The 20,508-nt window shown below is 68.1% G+C and carries 16 protein-coding genes; 7 read left to right on the forward strand and 9 right to left on the reverse strand.

Annotated elements, in window-relative coordinates:
• Positions 1-198: 198 nt before the first annotated feature.
• The 4 genes from IQ782_RS16790 (at position 199) to IQ782_RS16805 (ending at position 3,547) form a co-directional block, all read left to right on the forward strand.
• A complete protein-coding gene (locus IQ782_RS16790; protein WP_194135813.1) occupies positions 199-870 on the forward strand; it encodes a response regulator transcription factor in 672 nt (223 codons plus the stop codon).
• Positions 863-2,272, forward strand: a complete 1,410-nt coding sequence (locus IQ782_RS16795) for a sensor histidine kinase (RefSeq protein WP_194135814.1) — start codon at positions 863-865, stop codon at positions 2,270-2,272. Before IQ782_RS16790 ends, IQ782_RS16795 begins: the two co-directional genes overlap by 8 nt.
• Positions 2,269-3,318 (forward strand): ABC transporter substrate-binding protein, encoded by a 1,050-nt coding sequence (locus tag IQ782_RS16800; protein ID WP_338092600.1) that lies wholly within the window; start codon positions 2,269-2,271, stop codon positions 3,316-3,318. Before IQ782_RS16795 ends, IQ782_RS16800 begins: the two co-directional genes overlap by 4 nt.
• Positions 3,319-3,382: 64 nt before the next feature.
• Positions 3,383-3,547, forward strand: a complete 165-nt coding sequence (locus tag IQ782_RS16805; RefSeq protein ID WP_194135815.1) for a hypothetical protein — start codon at positions 3,383-3,385, stop codon at positions 3,545-3,547.
• 222 nt (positions 3,548-3,769) lie between these two features.
• On the opposite strand, the gene IQ782_RS16810 is transcribed toward IQ782_RS16805, so the two are convergent.
• From IQ782_RS16810 to IQ782_RS16845, 8 genes are all read right to left on the reverse strand, one after another.
• Positions 3,770-4,933, reverse strand: coding sequence for a M20 aminoacylase family protein (locus IQ782_RS16810; protein ID WP_194135817.1), 1,164 nt, complete (start codon positions 4,931-4,933; stop codon positions 3,770-3,772).
• 118 nt (positions 4,934-5,051) lie between these two features.
• Positions 5,052-6,401 carry an NAD(P)/FAD-dependent oxidoreductase gene (locus IQ782_RS16815; protein WP_194135819.1) on the reverse strand — a complete coding sequence of 450 codons (1,350 nt, stop codon included), beginning with the start codon at positions 6,399-6,401 and terminating at the stop codon, positions 5,052-5,054.
• Positions 6,398-7,564: an acetylornithine deacetylase gene (gene argE / locus IQ782_RS16820; RefSeq protein WP_194135820.1), complete on the reverse strand. Its 1,167-nt coding sequence runs from the start codon at positions 7,562-7,564 to the stop codon at positions 6,398-6,400. Before argE ends, IQ782_RS16815 begins: the two co-directional genes overlap by 4 nt.
• A gap of 117 nt (positions 7,565-7,681) precedes the next feature.
• Positions 7,682-8,965: an Hsp70 family protein gene (locus IQ782_RS16825; protein WP_194135821.1), complete on the reverse strand. Its 1,284-nt coding sequence runs from the start codon at positions 8,963-8,965 to the stop codon at positions 7,682-7,684.
• Between the two features lie 223 nt (positions 8,966-9,188).
• Positions 9,189-9,503 carry a cell division topological specificity factor MinE gene (minE, locus tag IQ782_RS16830; RefSeq protein ID WP_194135822.1) on the reverse strand — a complete coding sequence of 105 codons (315 nt, stop codon included), beginning with the start codon at positions 9,501-9,503 and terminating at the stop codon, positions 9,189-9,191.
• Entirely contained in the window at positions 9,500-10,318 is an 819-nt protein-coding gene (minD, locus tag IQ782_RS16835) for a septum site-determining protein MinD (protein WP_092429866.1), read from the reverse strand. Before minD ends, minE begins: the two co-directional genes overlap by 4 nt.
• A 25-nt stretch (positions 10,319-10,343) precedes the next feature.
• The gene (minC, locus tag IQ782_RS16840; protein WP_194135823.1) at positions 10,344-11,171 is read right to left on the reverse strand and encodes a septum site-determining protein MinC; all 828 of its coding nucleotides are present in this window, start codon (positions 11,169-11,171) and stop codon (positions 10,344-10,346) included.
• Between the two features lie 151 nt (positions 11,172-11,322).
• Positions 11,323-13,143: an ABC transporter ATP-binding protein gene (locus IQ782_RS16845; protein ID WP_194135824.1), complete on the reverse strand. Its 1,821-nt coding sequence runs from the start codon at positions 13,141-13,143 to the stop codon at positions 11,323-11,325.
• A 238-nt stretch (positions 13,144-13,381) separates the two neighbouring features.
• Between IQ782_RS16845 and IQ782_RS16850 the strand changes: the two genes are divergently transcribed.
• From IQ782_RS16850 to IQ782_RS16860, 3 genes are all read left to right on the forward strand, one after another.
• Positions 13,382-15,094 carry a peptide ABC transporter substrate-binding protein gene (locus tag IQ782_RS16850; protein ID WP_194135825.1) on the forward strand — a complete coding sequence of 571 codons (1,713 nt, stop codon included), beginning with the start codon at positions 13,382-13,384 and terminating at the stop codon, positions 15,092-15,094.
• A gap of 279 nt (positions 15,095-15,373) precedes the next feature.
• Complete coding sequence (locus IQ782_RS16855) at positions 15,374-16,411, forward strand: ABC transporter permease (RefSeq protein ID WP_194135826.1); 1,038 nt, start codon at positions 15,374-15,376, stop codon at positions 16,409-16,411.
• Positions 16,404-17,384 carry an ABC transporter permease gene (locus tag IQ782_RS16860; protein ID WP_194135827.1) on the forward strand — a complete coding sequence of 327 codons (981 nt, stop codon included), beginning with the start codon at positions 16,404-16,406 and terminating at the stop codon, positions 17,382-17,384. Before IQ782_RS16855 ends, IQ782_RS16860 begins: the two co-directional genes overlap by 8 nt.
• 311 nt (positions 17,385-17,695) lie before the next feature.
• Here IQ782_RS16860 and IQ782_RS16865 read toward each other — a convergent pair whose 3' ends face one another.
• Positions 17,696-20,233, reverse strand: a complete 2,538-nt coding sequence (locus tag IQ782_RS16865; RefSeq protein ID WP_194135828.1) for a PBP1A family penicillin-binding protein — start codon at positions 20,231-20,233, stop codon at positions 17,696-17,698.
• Positions 20,234-20,508: the final 275 nt, after the last annotated feature.

Raw genomic sequence — 20,508 nt, forward strand, 5'->3', positions numbered from 1 at the left:
CCTCAAGTTCGGCCACCGAACCGGTACACGCCGGCGCCGTCGTCTCCCCGCGGAACCCGACTGCACTTTGCAGCCTCCCCGGTTGCGGGTTAAGACGTGTCTCTAAGCCACGAAGCTGTCGTGAACCTGTCAGATGCCCGACGGTGCATGTGTACGTCCCGTCATCCGGACCAGGGCCAATGGAAAGGTACCAGTGTCATGCGAGTCCTGATGGTCGAGGATGCCAGCGATCTGGCCGAGGGCGTCTCGGCCCGACTGGCCCAGTCCGGCATCGTCTGCGATGTCGCCGAAAGCCTCGAGGCGGCGCGGGATTTCCTTGCCGTGCAGGGCTATGACGCCATCGTGCTCGACATCAACCTGCCCGACGGTTCGGGCCTGCGCTTCCTGCGCGAGCTGCGCGCCTCGGGGGCACGCACCCCGGTGCTGATGCTGACCGCGCTGATCTCGGTGGACGACCGGGTGAGCGCGCTCGACCTCGGTGCCGACGACTACCTCGGCAAGCCCTTCGACCAGCGCGAGCTGGAAGCACGGCTGCGCGCCCTCATCCGCCGCGAGGCGGACCAGAAGGGCGCAGAGATCGTGCTCGGTCCGCTGGCCTATTCTCCGGCCGGGCAAAGCGCCACGCTGGACGGCAGGCGGCTCGATCTGACCGCGCGCGAAGCGGCGCTGCTCGGTGTGCTCCTGCGCCAGCAGGGACAGTACCTGAGCAAGACCCGACTCTACGATTCCCTCTATGGCTTCGGCGACGCCGATGTTGGGGTCAACGCCATCGAGCTCTACGTCGCCCGGCTGCGCAAGAAGCTCGCGGGCAGCGGAGTCAGCATCGCCACCCAGCGCGGCATCGGCTACCGGATCGGCCTCGATGGCTGACAGGGGCGCGCTGCCGGCGAGCCTTGCCTCGCGGGTCCTCAAGGCGGTGCTGCTGATCCTGCTCGCCGGGGCGCTGCTGGTCGCCGGATCGACGCTCTACAACGGCAGGCTCGCGGCGCGGCAGTCCTATGACCGCATCCTTCTGGGCGCAGCGCAAGACATCGCCGCCTCGATAAGCATCCAGTCCGGGCGACCGATCGTCGACCTGCCGGTCTCGGCCTTCGAGCTGCTGGCCCAGGCGCCCGAGGACCGCATCCACTACGCGGTGCGCGGCCCCGGTGGCACGCTGATCACCGGGCTCGACGAGACCGAGATCGCCCCGACCGCCCGCCGCTCCGGCACGCCCTCCGGTCCCGAGTTCTTTGACGCCCGCCTCAATGCCGAGCCCGCGCGCTTCGTCCGGGTGACGCGCCGCTTCGCCGAGCGCGACTTCTCGGGCAGCATTTCGGTCACCGTCGGCCAGACCCTGCGCGCGCGGCAGGCGATGGCGGTCGGGCTGATGCTCGACACGCTGCTGCCAATGATGCTCGCCGGGCTTGCGCTGCTCGCCATGTCCTGGGCGATCACCCGCTCCGCGGTCCGCCCGCTCGCGGCGCTGTCCGAGGACCTGGCCGGGCGCGACCCCTACGACCTCACGCCGGTGCCAACCGAGGGGCTGCCGCGCGAGCTGGCGGTGATGCTGGATTCGATGAACCGCTTCATGGGCCGGCTCGACCGGCAGATGGAGGGCATGCGCCACCTGATCTCCGATGCGGCGCACCAGCTGCGCACCCCGGTCGCCGCGATCCGCGTGCAGGCCGAGGCGATGCAGGACCAGCCCGACGAGGCGCTGCGCGCCCGCGCCCTCACGCGGCTGCTGACCCGGACCCGCTCGCTTGGCGCGCTGCTCGACCAGCTGCTCTCGCGGGCGCTGGTCAGCCACCGCACCGAAAGCGCGCCGCGCGCCCTGCTCGACCTGCGCGAGGTGGCGCTGGAGGTCGTCGAGCGTGGCGACCACGAGCTCATCGCCCCCGGCGCCGAGCTGAGGCTGGAAATCGGCGAGGACCCGGTGATGGTCCGCGCCGACGCCTTCTCGGTCGGCGAGGCGGCGAAGAACCTGCTGGTCAACGCGCTGAAGCATGGCCGCGGCCCCATTGCCATCGGAGCGGAGCGGCGCGGCGCCGAGGCCGCGCTCTGGGTGCTGGACGCCGGTCCCGGCCCCGAGCCCGCCATCGCCGCCCGCCTCGGCCAGCGTTTCGAGCGCAGCGCCGGCTCGCGCGAGGACAGCGCCGGGCTCGGCCTTGCCATCGTCGCCGCGGTGGCGACTGCCTTCGACGGGCGCGTCGCGCTGGAATATCCCGAAGCCGGCTTCCGCATCGCCCTGCTGCTGCCCGCCGCCCCTGACGAGGAGCCCACCCCGTGACAGCCCGCACAGCCTTGCCCCGCCTGATCGCCCTGCTGCTGGCGCTGCTGCTGCCGCGCGCCGCCGCCGCGCAGGAAGGCACCGCCAGCTTCGGCAGCGGCCCGACCGACCTGCTGCTGCGCTCGACCACCGACATCGCGATCATCCGCCCGGTCATGGCGCGCTTTGCCGAACGCAACCCCGATCTCACGCTGCGCTACGAGCAATGGGGGTCGAATGCGCTCTACGCCCTCGGGCGGGCCGCCTGCGCGGGCCGCGCCGAGCCCGCCGACGCGCTGCTCTCCTCCGGCGCGCACCAGATGCTGGCGCTGGTCAATTCGGCCTGTGCCCATCCCTACCGCTCCGCGGCCACCGCCGCCCTGCCGGACCAGCGGCGCTGGCGCGACGAGCTCTGGGGGATCACCGAAGAGCCGGCGGTGATCATCTACAACACCACGGCACTCTCCCCCGAGGATGTGCCGCGGACCCGCTTCGCCCTGCTCGACCTGATGCGCAAGAAGCCCGAGCTGCTGCGCAGCCGGATCGCCACCTACGACATCGAGGATTCCGGCCTCGGCTATCTCTTCGCCCATGCCGACAGCCTCGAGGCGACCACCTTCGGGGCCATGCTCGAGGCCTTCGCGCGGATCGGAGCGATCGCCACCTGCTGCTCGCTGTCGATCATCGACGGCGTCTCCGAGGGGCGCTACTACATCGCCTACAACGTGCTCGGCTCCTACGCCGAGGCGCGCGCCGCGCCGAATGTCGGGATCATATTGCCCGAGGACTACACGCTGATGATGTCGCGCAGCTTCATGATCCCGAAGACCGCCCGCCACCCGGAAGCGGCGCAGCGGCTGCTCGACTTCCTGCTCTCGCCCGAGGCGCAGGGGATGCTGGCCGATCTCGGGCTCATCGCCCCGACCGATCCCGCCGAGACCAGCCTGCTGCCCAGCGCCCGGCGGCTGATCGCGCTCTCGCCGCCGCTGCTGCTGGCGCTCGACCGCAGCACCCGCGAGCGGCTCTTCCGGCTCTGGGACGAGGCCTTTTCGCCGGACGCCGGCTGAGGTACGACAGGCGCTTGCAATGCCGCCCGGACTCGGGCTTGATCAGGAAATGAAGGACCGGGCCATGATCCGACTTGCCATCCTCGGCGCCGCGCTGCTCGCGCTGGCGGCTTGCGCCGCAAGACAGCCGACCGAGGCTGAAGTGCTCACCGTGGCCTGCTCGGCGGGCATCAACGAGGCCTGCGGCTATCTCGCCCGCGGCATGTCGGTCACAGGCCAACCCCTTTGAGGCCAACCCCTTTGAGGCCAACCGCCCTGAGCCCAGCCGCTCCGGGGTCAACCGTTCCGAGGCCCCGCCGCGGCGGAACCGCAGCCCCCCTCTTCTTCTAGGCAAAAATATCCCTGGGGGAGTCCGCGCAGCGGACGGGGGCAGAGCCCCCGCTTTCCCGAGCGCTCGGGAAAGCGCCAGGCCGGGGGACGCAGGGCGGCCGCGGCCGCCCTGCAGGCGGCATCAGGCCGCGGGCATGCGGCGCTCGATGATCTCCGCCCACCAGGAGCATCCCGCCGGGATCGCCTCGTCGTTGAAGTTGTACTTGGGATGGTGCACCGCCGCCGTGTCGCCGTTGCCGACGAGGATATAGGCCCCCGGCCGCTCCTCGAGCATGAAGGCGAAATCCTCGCCGCCCATGACCAGCGGCGCGTCGGCGCAGTCGCCCGAGACCGCGCGCGCCACCTCGGCGGCAAACGCGGTCTGCTCCTCGGAGTTGACCATCACCGGGTAGTTGCGCGTGTAGTCCACCGTCGCGACGCAACCCAGCGCCGCCGCCATGCCGGTGCAGATCTCGGTGATCCGGGTCTCGGCGAGGTCGCGGTTCTCGGGCGCCAGCGTGCGCACGGTGCCGCGCAGGGTCACGCGCTGCGGGATCACGTTGAAGGCCTTCGACGAGGTCTCGAAGCTGGTCACCGAAACCACGATCTCTGTCACCGGGTTGGCGTTGCGCGCGGCGATGGTCTGCAGCGCGGTGACGATCTGCGCCGAGGTCACCGTGGGATCGATGGTCTCATGCGGCTTGGCGGCATGGCCCCCCTTGCCCTCGACGGTCACCTCGAAGACGTCGGTGGCGGCGAAGAAGGCGCCGGGCCGGATCGAGAAGCTGCCCACCGGCAGGCCCGGCCAGTTGTGCATGCCGTAGACCTCCTGGATGTTCCAGCGCGCCATCATGCCGTCGTCGCACATTTCCTTGCCGCCGCCGCCGCCCTCCTCGGCGGGCTGGAAGATCACCACGGCGGTGCCGTCGAAGTTGCGCGTCTCGGCGAGGTATTTCGCGGCGCCGAGCAACATGGCGGTATGGCCATCATGGCCGCAGGCATGCATCGCGCCGGGGGTCTTCGAGGCATAGTCGAGCCCGGTGTTCTCGAGGATCGGCAGCGCGTCCATGTCGGCACGCAGGCCGATGACCTTGCCCGAGCCGCCCGCCTTGCCCTTGATCACCCCCACGACGCCGGTGCGGCCGATGCCCGTCACCACCTCGTCGCAGCCGAACTCCCGCAGCTTTTCCGCCACCACAGCCGAGGTGCGGTGGGTCTCAAACAGGATTTCGGGGTTCTCATGGAGATCGCGGCGCCATTCGGTGATTTCGGACTGGAGCTCGGCGAAGCGGTTCTTGACGGGCATGGAGGGGGATCCCTGTTGTTTGATCATATTTCGCACGGAGCCTGCCACCGCCGCCGGGGCGTGGCAAGCAGAGCCGGGCCGTGACCCTGGGGCAAAGCGCCGGCGCGCCGGCCGCCCGTCAGAGGTTCGGCCCCGGCACCAGCCTGCTGCCATCCGAGAAGCGCGACAGGCGGAAGCGGCTCATGTCATGGCCGGGCTTCCTGCCCTGCACCATGTCCGCCACCACCCGGCCGAAGCCCGGACCGATGCCGAAGCCGTGGCCGCACATGCCCGTGGCGACGATGAGGCCGGGGATCTGCGCCACGTGATCGACCACCGGGACCACGTCCGGCATCACGTCGATCATCCCGGCCCAGCTCGCCTGCAGTGGCACCTCGCCCATCTGCGGGAAATGCTGCGCGAACTGCCGGCGGGTGGCGGCCACCTTGCCCGCATGGGGCTCGGGCGAGAGGATGCGCATCCGCTCGAAAGGGCTCTGCTCGTCATCGCGCCAGTCGCGCGGCGTGCCCCAGGCGTCGGGATACCCCGCGGGAGCCTTCGCCCGGAAGCGCACGTCGAAGCTGCCCTGTCGCGCCAGCGCGATGTAGGGACGCGCGTGGCGCAGTGCGTCGGGACCGAGGTACAGCTCGGAAAACGCCGAGGGCGCCAGCGTGTAGCCGCCATCGGCGCGCGGGCGGAAGGCCAGCACGTCGTCCACCGCCGCCTTGTTCGCCACCTGCGGCAGCGGCGCGGTGGCCATGGCGGTCGAACGCACGGAAAGCTGCGGGATCGTCACCCCGTGCCGCTTCAGGAACAGCCCGGACCAGGCCCCGCCCGCAAGCACCGCCTGCGCGCAGCGCACGGTCCCCGCCTCGGTGACCACGCCGGTCACGCGGCCGCCGCTGCGCGCGAGCCCGCGCACCGCGCAGCGCTCGCGCACGATCACCCCTTCCGAGGCCGCGAGCCGCGCCAGCTCGGGAACCGCGACCCAGGGCTCGCCCTTCATGTCGGTGGGCGTGTGCAGCATGCCGACCCAGGGGCTCTCGGTGGCCCCGGTCAGCGCCCGTGTCTGCGCCGCGTCCAAGAGCTCGGAACTGACGCCAAGCGGCTTTGCCTGCGCGAGCCAGCCCGCGAAGCCCTCCATCTCGGCGCAGCTCTTGGCCAGATAGCCGACGCCCACGGTGCGCGTGCCGAGCCGCCCCTCGCAGAGCACGTCCAGGTCCTGCCAGAGCCGCTGCGCCTCCATGGCGATCGGGATCTCGGCCATGTCCCGGCCCTGCACGCGGATCCACCCCCAGTTGCGCGAACTCTGCTCGGCGGCGACTCGGCCCTTCTCCAGCAGCACCACCTTCAGCCCGGCGCGATTGGCAAACAGCGCCGTGCAAGTGCCGATGACGCCACCGCCGATGACCACGAGGTCGGCGGCCTCGGGCAGCGCGCCCTGGTGTTCGGCCGGGATGACCTCGGCAAGGGGAAAGCTCATGCTCATGCCAGGCGCTCCAGCAGCTGTTCCATGAACTCCTGGCCCGCATGAAGCTGGGACACGGCGATGGATTCATCGGGTTGATGCGCGATGCCGATATCGCCCGGCCCGCAGACCACCACGTCGTAGCCGCCAGCCTGGAAGTGGCTGGCCTCGGTTCCGTAGCTCACGTGGCGCATGCCGTTGTCGCCGGTGATCTGGCGCACCAGCTCCTCGGCGCGGTTGCCCGCGGTGGGCGCAAAGGGCGGCAGGTTGAACGCGGCGCGCACTTCGATCCGGGCCTCGGGCCGCACCGCCTGCATCTGCGCGTTGAGCTCGGCCACCTTGTCCATGAGCTTCGCCTGCCAAGAGGCCGGGTCCTCGCCGGGCACCACGCGGAATCCGAGCGGGAACCAGCAATCCTTGGCGGTGATGTTCTGCGCGGTGCCGCCGCGGATCTGGCCGACGTGGACGTTGGTATAGGGCGGCGTGAAGAGCGCCGCCACCGGCCCCGGCGCGGCCGCGGCGTTCTCGGCGTTGACCGCATTGCACCAGTCGATCAGCTTGGCGCCCCACATGATCGCCGAGACGCCGGACTCGAGGATCGAACTGTGCACCTCGACGCCACGCACATGCACCTCGAAGCTGATGCCGCCCTTGTGGCCGGTGACCGGCTTGAGCATGGTCGGCTCGCCGACGATCACCGCGCTGGCCTTCGGCACCACACCCTGCATGGCCGCGACAAGGTCGATCGCCCCGGCGCAGCCGATCTCCTCGTCGTAGCTGAAGGCCAGCTGCAACGGCCGCGTCACGCCCCGGTGTTTCGCCTCCACCAGCGCCCAGATCGCGAGCGCGTCGAAGGCCTTCATGTCCGTCGCGCCGCGCCCGTAGAGCCGCCCCCCGCGCTCGGTCAGCACCCAGGGGTCCGAGCTCCAGTCCTGCCCCTCGACCGGCACCACGTCGGTATGGCCCGACAGCACCACCCCGCCCTCGACTTCGGGGCCGACATGGGCAAAGAGCGCCGCCTTCAGCTCCGGCTCGGAGGGCTTGGCGTGGCGGTGGCTTTCAATGCCATGGCTGGCGAGATAGTCCTCGGTCCAGCCGATCAGGTCGAGATTGCTGACGGTGCTGACGGTGGGAAAGGCGACGAGCTTTTCCAGAAGCTCGCGCGGGGTAAGCCGGGGGGTCATGGGGCGTCCTTGGTCTGTCTTCGGCGCCGACCTAAACCTGCCTGAGCGGCGGCCACAAGGGGGCCCCACCGCCGTCTCCGCGCATTCATGCCCCGCAGCGGCGCTCCCGCCCGCGTTTCAGGCGCGCGCCACGCCGCGGCCCGAGGCCGCCCAGGCGAGCCCGTCGACCACCGCGGTGAAGGCCTCGGACCGGCGCAGCATCGCGCCCGGACAGACCGCCCGCGCCTCGTCCTCGACCAGCGCCATCAGGCTCGAGCCGCCGACCAGCACCACGCTGTCCACCTGCGCGGGCGAGACCTGCGCCAGCATCAGCGTCTCGTAGATCGCCATGCGCAGCGCCTCGCGCGCCTCGCCGAGCGCGGCATTGAGCGTGCCTGCGGTGATCCTCGCGCCGAGCCCCGGCTCGATCATCCCCATGGCGATCTGCGCCCCCGCAACGCCCGAGTTGGCATCGATCTTGCCGCGCTCCACGGCAAAGGCCAACTCATGCCCCAGCTCGTCGGTGATCACCGCCTGCAATCGTCGCATCGCCTCCGGCGCCTCGGCAAGGCGCAGCATCTCCGCCACGGCCCGCTCGGTGTCGCGGGAATAAAGGAAGGGGATCTTCGCCCAGGTCGAAAGATCCACGTAAAGCGCGTTCGGCACCGGCAGCAGCCCCTCGCCGAAGTCGCGCCGCAGCGCGCCGCCGAGGCCGAGCAGCGGCATGGCATGGCGCATCGAGACCGCGTGGTCGAAGTCCGTGCCACCAAGCCGGATGCCGTGGCTGGCGGTGATCGCAATGCCGTCGCCCGCGCTGCGGAAGACGGTGAAATCCGAGGTGCCGCCGCCGATGTCGATGATCAGCCCGGTGCCCCCGGTGCCCCCGGTGCCCTCGGCGATGCGGCTCGCCAGGGCTGCCGCCTCCGGCTCGAACATCATCTCGACACCCTCGAACCCGGCAGCAAGATAGCACCCGCGCAGGTCCTCCTCGGCGCGGGCGTCGCGCTCGGGATCACGGGTGTGGAAATGCACCGGACGACCCGACAGCGCCCGGCGGAAGCTCCGCCCGGTCTGCGCCTCGGCCCGCGTCTTCATCTCCACGAGAAAGGCGGTGACGATCTCCGCCAGGGTCCGCCGCCTGCCGCCGATCAGCCGCTTTTCATGAAACAGCCCGGTCCCGAGCACGCTCTTCAGCGCGCGCATGTAACGGCCTTCCTCGCCGGCGATCAGCGCCTCGGAGGCCGCCGCGCCGATACGCATGCCGCCGTCTTCGGGGAAGAACACCGCCGTGGGCAGGGTCTCGGCACCGGCCTCGATCTCCAGCAGGCGCACCGCGCCGCCCTCGACGATCCCCGCCGCAGAGTTGGAGGTTCCGAAATCGATTGCCAGGCAGTCGCCGCCCGCATAGCCCGCATCCGCCATGACATGCTCCCCGAGGATGGAAAGCCGCCGGGCTACCGAAAACGCCGAACCGGGGCAAGAGCGAAACGCCCGCCCCTTCTTCTAGGCAGAAATATCCCGGGGGAGTCCGCCGGAGGCGGACGGGGGCAGCGCCCCCTCGACGTGGGCCGCGCGCGCTCGGCGCGCCGGGCCGGGGCCCACAGGGCGGCGGCCCGATGCCGCCGCGGTCGTCACGGCAAGGGCCTCAGCCCTTTGCCGCAGCTTTCTTCTCGCCCGCCTTCTTCTCGACCGGCTTGGCCTCGGTCTTCTGGTCGACCGGCAGCTCGATGTTGATCTCGAGGCTGGAGACGTCACCGATGGAATCCATGCGGATTCCAACGGCATCGTCACTCACCTGCACATAGCGCTTGATCGCCTCGACGATGTCGCGCTGCAGCAGCGGCAGGAAGTCGGCGCTGGGACCCGACCCGCGCTCATGCGCGAGAAGGATCTGCAGACGCTCCTTGGCCTGGGCCGAGGATTTTGGCTTGCGGTTGAAGGTGAACCCGAAAAGATTCATGCGCTCCTCCCGAAGAGACGGGACATCAGCCCGGGAACCTTCTCACCCTCGATTTTCATCGGCAGGTCCTCGCCGTCGAGCCGTGCGACGGCTTCCTCGTAGGCGGTGGCCGCACGGGACTTCTCGTTGAGGATCACCGGCACGCCGACGTTCGAGGCGCGCAGCACCGCGGGGCTTTCCGGGATCACGCCGAGCAGCGGGATCGCGAGGATTTCCAGCACGTCCTCGACCGACATCATCTCGCCGTCGCCCGAACGCTTGGGGTCGAAGCGGGTGAGCAGCAGGTGGCTCTTGATCTGGTCTTCCTCGCCCCGCTCGGCGCGGGCGGTCTTCGAGCTGAGCAGACCGAGCATGCGGTCGCTGTCGCGCACCGAGGAGACCTCGGGGTTGGTCACCACCACGGCCTCGTCGGCGTAGTACATGGCCAGCTGCGCGCCGCGCTCGATGCCCGCCGGGCTGTCGCAGATGATGTAGTCGAACTCCTCGCGGAGCTCGTTCAGCACCTTCTCGACGCCTTCCTGGGTCAGCGCGTCCTTGTCGCGGGTCTGCGAGGTCGGCAGCACGTAGAGGTTGTCGAGACGGCGATCCCGGATCAGCGCCTGGTTCAGCTTGGCGTCGCCCTGGATCACGTTGATGAAATCGAACACGACCCGGCGCTCGCAGCCCATGATCATGTCGAGGTTGCGCAGACCCACGTCGAAGTCGATCACGACGGTGCGGTGCCCGCGCGATGCGAGACCGGCGCTGATGGCAGCCGAGGACGTGGTCTTGCCCACGCCACCCTTGCCCGAGGTCACAACGATTACTTTGCTCACTGGCGGCTCCTGTTGAATGCCGAGGTTATCCGAACGGCGCGACGATCAGCCGCTCGTCCTCGAGGTAAATCTGCACCATCTTGTGACGCACGTCGGCGCCAAGGCTGTCGGACGTGCGGTAAAGGCCGGCGATGGCCAGCAGCTCGGCATCGAGCGACTGACAGAAGATGCGGGCGTTCTCGTCGCCGTCGATGCCGGCGAAGGCGCGGCCGCGCATCCGGCCATAGACGTGGATGTTGCCGGCGGCGAAAAGCTCGGCCCCCGAGCTGACCGGGCCGACCACCGTGAGATCGCCCTTGTCGGCGATCACCGTCTGGCCCGAGCGGACCGGCATGGTGACGATCTTGTTCTCCGGCGCGACGCGCTGCGGGATCGGCGCGGGTTCGGGTTCCGGTGCGGGCGCAGGCTGCGCTTCCGGCATCGGCGGGCGTTCCTGCTGGAACACGCGCTGCGGGCGCTTCTGCTCGGAACTCGGCAGCGCCCCGCGCAGCGGCGCATCCCGTCCGCCGGTCACGGAGATCAGCCCAAGCCCGGCGGCGGCCGCGCGCAGCGCCTCGTCGCCGCCCTGCAGGCCGAACACCGCAAGCTCGCGGCGGCGCAGGTCAGCGACCAGCTCGGTCAGCGCCTCTGGGGTCACCGCGGCCTGGGATTGTTCAAGGTCGATGATCACCGGCGCGTCGGTGAAGAAGTTCGGGGTCTTCTCCAGCCGGTCGGCCAGCATCTCGTAGAACCGGGCATCTGGCGCCGTGCTCAAGCGCAGGGCCAGAGCGGTCAGGAACCGCCCCCGGAACTGGAAGGGTTTCAGTGTCGTCCCGACACCATCGATGTTGCCGCTGGCGACGTCTGTCTGCACGCTTGTTCTTAGCCTTCTGCTCTCGGGCCTGGCACAGATTCGTGTCTGTGCTTCGTTGCATCGTGCATAATCATCCCACGTTCCGGGATCCACCTCCAAGCCAAAATTTTCTCGTCATCGGCAGAGAAATGCCGTGACGCAACCACAACCCTTAGTAGCCGGAGGCGGAAGTAAGCACGAAATGATCATGCCCGACCTGCTGGTACACATTCGGCTCGGGCTCGTAGCCGACCGGGTGAATGGGCGACGGGATGGGCTTGAAATTGAGGTCCTTCTCGGACTTGCGGCGGCGCGGATCGGCGATCGGAACAGCCGACATCAGCGCCTTTGTGTAGGGGTGCTGCGGGTTCTCGAAGACCGCCGCGCGCGGGCCGATCTCGACGATCCGGCCCAGGTACATGACCCCAACCTTGTGGCTGACACGTTCGACCACCGCCATGTCGTGGCTGATGAAAAGATAGGAGAGCCCCAGCTCTGCCTGCAATTCCATCATCAGGTTGACGACCTGCGCCTGCACCGACACGTCGAGCGCCGAGACCGCCTCGTCGGCGACGATCAGCTTGGGGTTCAGCGCAAGCGCGCGGGCGATGGCGATGCGCTGGCGCTGGCCGCCCGAGAGCTCGTGCGGGAAGCGGCGCATGAAGCTGCGCGGCAGCTCGACCCGGTCGAAGAGCATCGCCACGCGGTCCATCATCTCGGAGCCCTTGTGGGTGCCGAAATTGCGCATCGGTTCAGCCACCTGGTCGGCAAGGTTCATCTGCGGATTGAGCGAGGCAAAGGGATCCTGGAAGATCATCTGCATCTCGCGGCGCTCGTCGCGCAGCATGTTCGGGCCCAGCCCCATCACGTCGACGCCATCGAGCATCACCCTGCCCTTCATCGGCTCGACGAGCCGCAGGATCGAGCGTCCGCAGGTTGACTTGCCGCAGCCCGACTCGCCAACGAGGCTGAGGGTCTGCCCCTTGTTGACGGTGAAGCTGACGTCCTCGACCGCATGCACATTCGCCACGGTCCGGCGGAAGAAGCCGCCCTTGACCGCGAAACGCGTGGTCAGCCCCTCGACGGTCAGCAGCGGCTGGTCGGTACCGGGGATCGGCTTGATCTCGTCCTGATCGCGGCCCAGCAGCCGCATCGGCTCGGGCAGCGGCTTGCCGCGCATCTCGCCGAGCTTCGGCACCGCGGCGAGCAGCGCCTGGGTATAGGGGTGCTGCGGGCGCTCGAAGATCTCCTCGACGGTGCCTTCCTCGACCTTCTTGCCCCGGAACATCACCACCACGCGGTCGGCCATCTGCGCCACCACGGCCATGTCGTGGGTGATGAACATCACCGAGGTGCCGGTCTCGCGCTTGAGCCGGTCCATCAGCGCGAGGATCTCGGCCTGGATCGTCACGTCGAGCGCGGTGGTCGGCTCGTCGGCGATGAGCAGGCGCGGCTTGCAGGCCATGGCCATGGCGATCACCACCCGCTGGCGCATGCCGCCCGAAAGCTCGTGCGGATACTGCTTCAGCCGCCGCTCGGGCTCGGGGATTCGCACCTGCTGCATCAGTTCGAGCGCGCGCGCCTGCGCCTGCTCCTTGGTCATGTTGCGATGCACGCGCAGACCTTCGGTCAGCTGGCGCTCGACGGTGAACACCGGGTTGAGCGCTGTCATCGGCTCCTGGAAGATCATCCCGATCTCGTTGCCGCGGATGTCGCGCATGACATCCTGAGACGCCTGCGCAAGATCGGTCTCGCCGCCGTCCTTGCGATCAAAAATGAGGCGCCCGTTGGCGATCTCGCCGCCGCCGAACTCGATCAGCCGCATCAGCGACAGCGAACTGACCGATTTTCCCGAGCCGGATTCTCCGACGACGCAGACGGTTTCGCCCGGCCCGATATCGAAGCTCACATCCTCGACACCCGCAACGGGACCGTCTTTCGTCTCGAATTCCACGCGCAGGCGCTCGATGCGCGCGATCGGGTTGTCCAGCATTGGGGGCTCTCCGTCAGTGTCAGTGCAAACGCTAAAGGCAGCATCCGCGAGCTGTCAAACCCAAGGACGCGGTGACCCCAAGGCAATGCTTGCATTTTGCGCGTGTTCTGCTTCGATGACCGCCAAGCGGGATCAGAGGATTGTGAACGTCGGACCCCAACAGGCCGGGCTGACGCGATTTTCCCGCTGCAACAAAGAAGAGACCAACCGGTCTTAGGTCGATAACAGGGAGTGACCTATGAAAATGAAGACCCTTCTGCTCGGGGCCGCAGCCAGCTTCGCGCTGGCGCCCGCCGCCGCCATGGCGGAGCGCGGCTCGGACGGGCACGTGAACATCATCTATTGGCAGGCGCCGTCGATCATGACGCCGTACCTGTCGAGCGGCACCAAGGACATCGAGGCCTCTTCGCTCGTGCTCGAGCCGCTGGGCCGCTACACCGAGACCGGCGCCCTGGTGCCCTTCCTGGCCGAAGAGATCCCCACCGTCGAGAACGGCGGCGTGGCCGAGGATCTCAAGTCGATCACCTGGAAGCTGAAGTCCGGCCTGCTGTGGTCCGACGGCTCCCCGGTCACCTCGGCCGACGTGAAGTTCACCGCCGACTACTGCATGAACCCCGAGGGCGGCTGCGCGCAGCTGGCCAAGTTCGACCACATCGCGTCGATCGACACCCCTGACGATCTGACCGTCGTGGTGAACTTCGACGAGGCCATGCCGAACCCCTACGGCCCGTTCATGGGTGGCCAGTCCCCGATTCTGCAAAAGGCGCAGTTCGAGAACTGCGTGGGCGCGGCGGCCTCGACCTGCACCGAGGCGAACTTCAACCCGATCGGCACCGGCCCGTTCAAGGTCGACGAGTTCAAGCCGAACGACGTGATCTCGCTCTCGGCGAACCCCAACTACCGTGACCCGGCCAAGCCCGCCTTCGCGACCGCCACGCTGAAAGGCGGCGGCGATGCGGAATCCGCGGCCCGCGCGGTTCTGCAGACCGGCGAGTTCGACTACGCCTGGAACCTGCAGCTGGCCCCCGACGTCCTCGCCTCCATGGCAGAAGGCGGTCAGGGCACCCCGGTCTCGGCCTTCGGCACCCTGGTCGAACGGCTTGAGATGAACATGACCGACCCGTCGCCGAACCTGCCCGAGGGCGAGCGTTCGACGGTGGCCCACCCGCACCCGATCCTGTCCGACTTCAAGGTCCGCAAGGCGCTGTCGATGGCGATCGACCGCAACCTGCTGACCGAGATCGGCTACGGCCAGGCCGGCCGCGCCACCTGCAACCTCGTGCCCGCGCCCGAGCTCTACGCCTCGGCGGACAACACCGAGTGCCTCACCCAGGATCTCGACGGCGCCAAGGCGCTGCTCGAGGAAGCCGGCTGGACCGACAGCGACGGCGACGGCATCCGCGAGAAGGACGGCATGAAGCTGAGCCTGCTCTACCAGAGCTCGACCAACGCCGTGCGCCAGGATTTCCAGGCGCTGATCAAGGATTGGTGGCGCCAGATCGGCGTCGAAACCGAGCTGCGCAACGTCGACGCCTCGGTGTTCTTCGGCGGTGATCCGGGCTCGCCCGACACCTTCCAGAAGTTCTACGCCGACATCGAGATGTACGCGAACAACTTCGACGGCACCGACCCGCAGTCCTACCTGCAGATGTACCGCTGCGGCAACGAGCCCAAGCCGTCTTCGCAGTGGCAGGGCGAGAACATCAACCGCTTCTGCAACGAGGAATACGACGCGCTGCTCGACGAGCTGGCGAAGACCGGCGAGCTCAGCAAGCGCGGCGAGATCGCCAAGAAGCTGAACGACATCATCACCAAGGAAACGATGACCATCGTTCCGCTGGTCGACCGTGGCCGCGTCTCGGCGCATTCCAACACGCTGGGCGGTGTCATCCTGAACACCTGGGACAGCGAGCTGTGGAACGCCGCGGACTGGTTCCGCGTCAAAGGCTGATGCCGTGACACGCAGGCCTCCGCCACGCGCGGGGGCCTGCCCCTTTCTGGAAGGTCTGCCCGTGACCTCACCTCTCCGGATCATCGACCCCCGCCCGCGCGGCCGGTCGTTCTTCTCGGCCACCGCCGCCCGCCGGCGACCGCCGGTGCCCCGGCACGGGCCCCACTTCAACGACACGGAAGACATGACGCACACAGCCCGCATCCATGCCCGGTGCCGGACGACGCCGCTGCATCCGCAGCGCCGCCTCGCCCGCGCCCTCGCCCGCGAGGTCCGCCCATGCTGACCTATGCGATCCGCCGCCTCGTCCTTTCGATCCCGACGCTGCTCTTCATCAGTTTCGTGATCTTCATGCTGCTGCAACTCGCGCCGGGCGATCCCATGGCGCAGGTGCCGCTGACCGTGCCGCCCGAGGTGAAGCAGAAGATGCGCGAGGCGCTCGGCGTCGGTGAACCGGCGCTGGTGCAATACTGGAAATGGCTGGTCCAGGTGTTCTGGATCGAGCCCAAGGTCTTCATCGACTGGCTCACCCGCGACAGCTGGCTGCTCGGCTGGCTGCCCGACACCCATCTCTACAACGGCCAGCTGCGGGTGATCTCCTGGCAGACGCGCTCGCCGGTGATGGACATCGTGCTGCAGCGCATCCCCCAGACGCTCTGGGTCGTCGGCCTCAGCTACGTGGTGGGCGTGCTCATCGCGCTGCCGATCGGCATCTACTCGGCCTACCGGCAATATTCGGTCTTCGACCAGGCCGGCACCTTCATCACCATGGTCGGCTTCTCGATCCCGCCCTTCTTCACCGGCCCGCTGTTGATCGTGATCTTCTCGGTCTACCTCGGCTGGTTCCCGTCGATCTACGACACGACGCACGTCGTGCATGACTGGGCGAGCTTCAAGGTCCAGCTCATGCAGATGATCATGCCGGTCATGGTGCTGGCCTTCCAGACCACGGCGCAGCTGTCGCGCTACATGCGCGCCTCGATGCTCGACAACCTCAACCAGGACTACGTGCGCACCGCCCGCGCCAAGGGCCTGTCCGAGGCCGTGGTGGTCATGGTGCACGTGCTGCGCAACTCGATGATCCCGGTGATCACGGTCATCGCGCTCGGCGTGCCGGCGATCTTCGGCGGCGCGATCATCACCGAGAACGTGTTCAAGGTGAACGGCATCGGCCAGCTGCTGATCACCGCGCTCTTCGCCAACGACCTGCCGATGGTGATGACGCTGACCTTCATCTTCGCCGTGCTGATCGTTGTCTTCAACCTGATCGCCGACATCCTCTACGGCCTTCTCGACCCGAGGATCCGCTATGACTGAGCCCGTTCCCGCCTCCCCCGCACCGATCGAGGCCCTGCGCGACAAGGGCCCCGACAAACCCCCGCGTTCGAAGTGGAAGGACGTCTGGTCGCAGTTCCGCAAGCACAAGGGCGCGATGGTCGGGGCCTTCTTCCTGCTCTTCATCACCCTCGGCGTGCTTCTCGGCCCCTACCTCTGGACCCTCGATCCGCAGGCGCTGGACATCCGCGCCAAGGACATGCGGCCCATCTACACCGCGCTCTGGAACAGCACCGCCAAGGTGAGCTGGGCGCATCCGCTCGGCAGCGACCAGCTTGGCCGCGACAACCTCTCGCAGCTGATTGCCGGCGGGCGCGCCTCGATGGCGGTGGGCTGGGCGGCGATGATCCTGTCGCTGGTGATCGGTGCCGGGATCGGCGTTCTGGCCGGCTACTTCAAGAAGCTCGACGGGCCGCTGATGCGCCTGACGGACCTCTTCCTGAGCCTGCCGATCCTGCCGCTGCTGCTGGTCGCTGTGACGCTCTTCCGCCAGCCGCTGCGCGCCAGCTTCGGCCCCGAGGGCGGCATGTTCATCCTGATCGTCACCGTGGTCGGCATCACCTCCTGGATGCCCACGGCGCGCATCGTGCGCGGTGACGTTCTGGCGCTGAAGGAACGCGAGTTCGTGCTGGCGGCGCGCTCGATCGGCACCAAGCCGTTCCAGATCATCAAGCGCCACCTGCTGCCCAACGTGCTCTCGCCGATCATGGTCTCGGCGACGCTGGGCCTCGCCACGGCGATCATCACCGAAAGCGCGCTGTCGTTCCTCGGCGTGGGCTTCCCCTCGGACTTCCCGACCTGGGGCAAGATGCTGGCCGACGCGGTGGCGCGGATGGAGGACTTCCCCGAGCGGGTGATCCTGCCCGGCATCGCCATCTCGCTCACCGTGCTGGGGGTCAACTACCTCGGCGACGGGCTGCGCGACGCGCTCGACCCGCGCATCCGCGGCCGCTGAGGCTGAGGCTGAGGCTGACGCATAAGGCGAGGAACCGGCAAAGGCGGGGGGCAAGGCTCCCCGCCTTTCTTCTTGGCGCGTCCCCCCGGCGCCGCGCGGGCGGCAACGGTGGTCACGCGTATTTGGAAAGAGAAGAAGCCGGAAGAGATCGTCCGCACGCCGGCAGCCCTTCTTCTCTTTGAAAATACGCCGGGGTGAATTGGCCGAAGGCCAAGAGGGGCAGCGCCCCTCAGCGGCCTTTCAGCCGGAAAGAGAAAGGGCGGAGGGACCGCTCCCTCCGCCCTTGCGTGCAGTCCGCTGCGGGGCTGCTCTCAGTAGAGGCCGCCCGAGCTGAGCGTGCCGAAGGAGGCCTTCGGGCCCACCGTGGCCTTGCGCCCGGTCGAGGTGGTGACCTCGCGCGGGCGGGTCGAGCCGTCGGGCTGGATCATGTCGAAATTGCCGCTCATCGCCCAGCCACCGTCGAGCTGGATGCCGAACAGCGGCTCTTCGCCCGACCGGAAGCATTCCGCCACCACGTTCGGACCAGAGGCGTCCGGGCCGAGGCGCGCGCCGGTGAAGCGGTCCATGTTGAGGAAGTTGCACGCCGGCGGCACCTTGAACTGGCCGCCGCCGTATTTCTCGACCGCCTTGAGCATGAAGCGGTTGAACACCGGTCCGCACATGCCGCCGCCCGAGGCACCATGGCCCAGCGGGCGCGGCGTATCGTAACCGATGTAGCAGCCCGCGACGATGTTGGAGGTGAAGCCGAGCATCCAGACATCCTTGGCGTCATTGGTGGTGCCGGTCTTGCCGGCGGTGGGCACCGGCAGGTTCACCGTGCGCGAGGCGGTGCCGCGCTGCACCACGCCCTGCATCATCGAGGTCAGCTGGTAGGCGGTGACCGCATCCATGATCCGGTCGCGGTTGTTGCGGATGTCGGGTCCGCGGCCCGGCGGCAGGTTGGGATCGGCACAGTCGAGGCAGCTGCGCTCGTTGCCCTTCTGGTATTCGTGGTTGTAGACGGTGCGCCCGTAGCGGTCCTGCACCCGGTCCACCAGCGTCGGCTCGACCCGCTCGCCGCCGTTGGCGAACATCGCGTAGGCCGAGATCATCTTGTAGAGCGTCGTCTCGTCGGCGCCGAGCGCATTGGCCAGCACCCGGCCCATGTGATCGTAGACGCCGAACTTCTCGGCATAGTCGGCGACCGTGTCCATGCCGATCTCCTGGGCGAGACGGATGGTCATCAGGTTGCGCGACTGCTCGATTCCGGTGCGCAGCGGCGTCGGGCCGTAATAGGTGTTGGAGGCGTTCTTCGGCCGCCAGACGCCCTGCGGCGTGTCGATCTCGATCGGGGCGTCGATGATGATCGTCGAGGGCGAGAAACCCGAATCCAGCGCCGCGGCATAGACGAAGGGCTTGAAGCTCGAGCCGGGCTGGCGCAGCGCCTGGGTGGCACGGTTGAACACCGAGTCCTGGTAGCTGAAGCCGCCCTGCATGGCGATCACCCGGCCGGTGTTCACGTCCATCGCCATGAAGGCCCCCTGCACGCGCGGCACCTGGCGCAGCGTCCAGCGGATGAACTCGCCGGTCTTGTCGTCGGTCATGGCGCGCACGTGCACCACGTCGCCGCGCTTGAAGTTGTCGCCAAAGCCGCCCTTGGCCCAGCTGATGTCATTGCGCGGAACCACGGTGGGGCGCTCGGCAGTGTCCGCAACGCCCTCGATCCCGAGGCGCATCTGGCTGTCGCCGACCTCGAGCACCACCGCCGGATACCATTGGCTGTCGAGATCGATGTCGCGCGCCACGGCAACCGAGGACAGCGCCGCGCGCCAGGCCTCTTCCGAGCCGAGCTGGTCCTCGGCGATGGTCTTGCCGCTGCCGCGCCAGCGGCCCAGGCTGCGGTCGTAATCCTCGAGCGCGATGCGCAGCGACTGCGCCGCCTCGACCTGCATCTCGGGGTCGAGCGTGGCGCGGACCGACAGGCCGCCCGAGAAGAATTCGCCCTCGCCGAACTCGGAGGTCAGCTGGCGGCGGATCTCGTCGGTGAAATAGTCTCGCGGCGGCAGCGAATGCTGGTAGGGCTCGAAATCGCCGTTCTGCACCGAGCGCAGCGGCTCGGCCAGCTCGGTTTCGAAGGTCGCCTCGTCGATGTAGCCGTTCTCGCGCATCTCGCGCAGCACGTAGTTGCGCCGCTCGAGCAGGCGCTCCTTGTTGCGCACCGGGTGGAAGTCCGAGGGTGCCTTCGGCATCGAGGCCAGCGTCGCCGCCTCGTGCGGGGCGAGCTCCGAGAGGCTCTTGTTGAAATAGGTCTGCGCCGCGGCGGTCACGCCGTAGGAGTTCTGGCCGAGGAAAATCTCGTTGAGGTAGAGCTCGAGGATCTTGTCCTTGCTCAACGTCTCCTCGAGCCGCGAGGCAAGGATGATCTCCTTGATCTTGCGCTCGATCTTGCGGTCGCCGGAGAGCAGGAAGTTCTTCATCACCTGCTGGGTGATGGTCGAGGCCCCGCGCACGTCGCGGCCACGGGTGCGCACGGCATCGACCACGGCGGCGGCGATGCCGCGCACGTCGTAGCCATGGTGCTCGTAGAAGTTCTTGTCCTCGGCCGAGATGAAGGCCTGTTTCACCATGTCGGGGATCTGGTCCGCCGGGGTGAACAGGCGCCGTTCCTGCGCAAACTCGTCGATGATCTTGCCTTCTGTCGAATAGATGCGGCTGATCGTCGGCGGGGTATATTGCGCCAGGCTCTCGTGGCTCGGCAGGTCGCGGCCATAGATCCAGAACACCGCGCCGATGGACAGCGCGATCGCCATCAGCCCAAGGGTGATGACGCTGAAGATGGCCCCGAAGAAGGAGAAGATGAACCTGGTCACGAGCAATGCCTCTTTGGATTGCAGTCCCAATATACTGCACAGCGCTTCAGGTCAAAACACATAGGTGCCAGAGCGCGGCGGACGAGCGTCGGCCCGCCTTTCGATGAAATTCCGTCGCCGCGCACGGTCTGGCGAGGTCGAATGGAGGAATACCTTACACCCAGAGCGATGGATTTTTCGGCGGTTTCGCGCTAAGGTGGTGGATATTTCCAACGTGATTTTATCGCTCTACCCGCCGGTGTCTGGCCGCGGCGACGGCTCATCCGGCGCATCGC

The organism is Salipiger mangrovisoli, assembly GCF_015223355.1.
Classification (GTDB): Bacteria; Pseudomonadota; Alphaproteobacteria; order Rhodobacterales; family Rhodobacteraceae; genus Salipiger; species Salipiger mangrovisoli.

Excerpts from the sequence above, each read along its gene's own strand:
- IQ782_RS16790 (WP_194135813.1), top strand. The coding sequence starts at position 199 with ATGCGAGTCCTGATGGTCGAGGATGCCAGCGATCTGGCCGAGGGCGTC.
- minE (WP_194135822.1), bottom strand. The coding sequence starts at position 9,503 with ATGAATCTTTTCGGGTTCACCTTCAACCGCAAGCCAAAATCCTCGGCC.
- IQ782_RS16855 (WP_194135826.1), top strand. The coding sequence starts at position 15,374 with ATGCTGACCTATGCGATCCGCCGCCTCGTCCTTTCGATCCCGACGCTG.
- argE (WP_194135820.1), bottom strand. The coding sequence starts at position 7,564 with ATGACCCCCCGGCTTACCCCGCGCGAGCTTCTGGAAAAGCTCGTCGCC.
- IQ782_RS16850 (WP_194135825.1), top strand. The coding sequence starts at position 13,382 with ATGAAAATGAAGACCCTTCTGCTCGGGGCCGCAGCCAGCTTCGCGCTG.
- IQ782_RS16815 (WP_194135819.1), bottom strand. The coding sequence starts at position 6,401 with ATGAGCATGAGCTTTCCCCTTGCCGAGGTCATCCCGGCCGAACACCAG.
- IQ782_RS16805 (WP_194135815.1), top strand. The coding sequence starts at position 3,383 with ATGATCCGACTTGCCATCCTCGGCGCCGCGCTGCTCGCGCTGGCGGCT.
- IQ782_RS16810 (WP_194135817.1), bottom strand. The coding sequence starts at position 4,933 with ATGCCCGTCAAGAACCGCTTCGCCGAGCTCCAGTCCGAAATCACCGAA.
- IQ782_RS16825 (WP_194135821.1), bottom strand. The coding sequence starts at position 8,965 with ATGGCGGATGCGGGCTATGCGGGCGGCGACTGCCTGGCAATCGATTTC.
- IQ782_RS16795 (WP_194135814.1), top strand. The coding sequence starts at position 863 with ATGGCTGACAGGGGCGCGCTGCCGGCGAGCCTTGCCTCGCGGGTCCTC.
- IQ782_RS16845 (WP_194135824.1), bottom strand. The coding sequence starts at position 13,143 with ATGCTGGACAACCCGATCGCGCGCATCGAGCGCCTGCGCGTGGAATTC.
- IQ782_RS16860 (WP_194135827.1), top strand. The coding sequence starts at position 16,404 with ATGACTGAGCCCGTTCCCGCCTCCCCCGCACCGATCGAGGCCCTGCGC.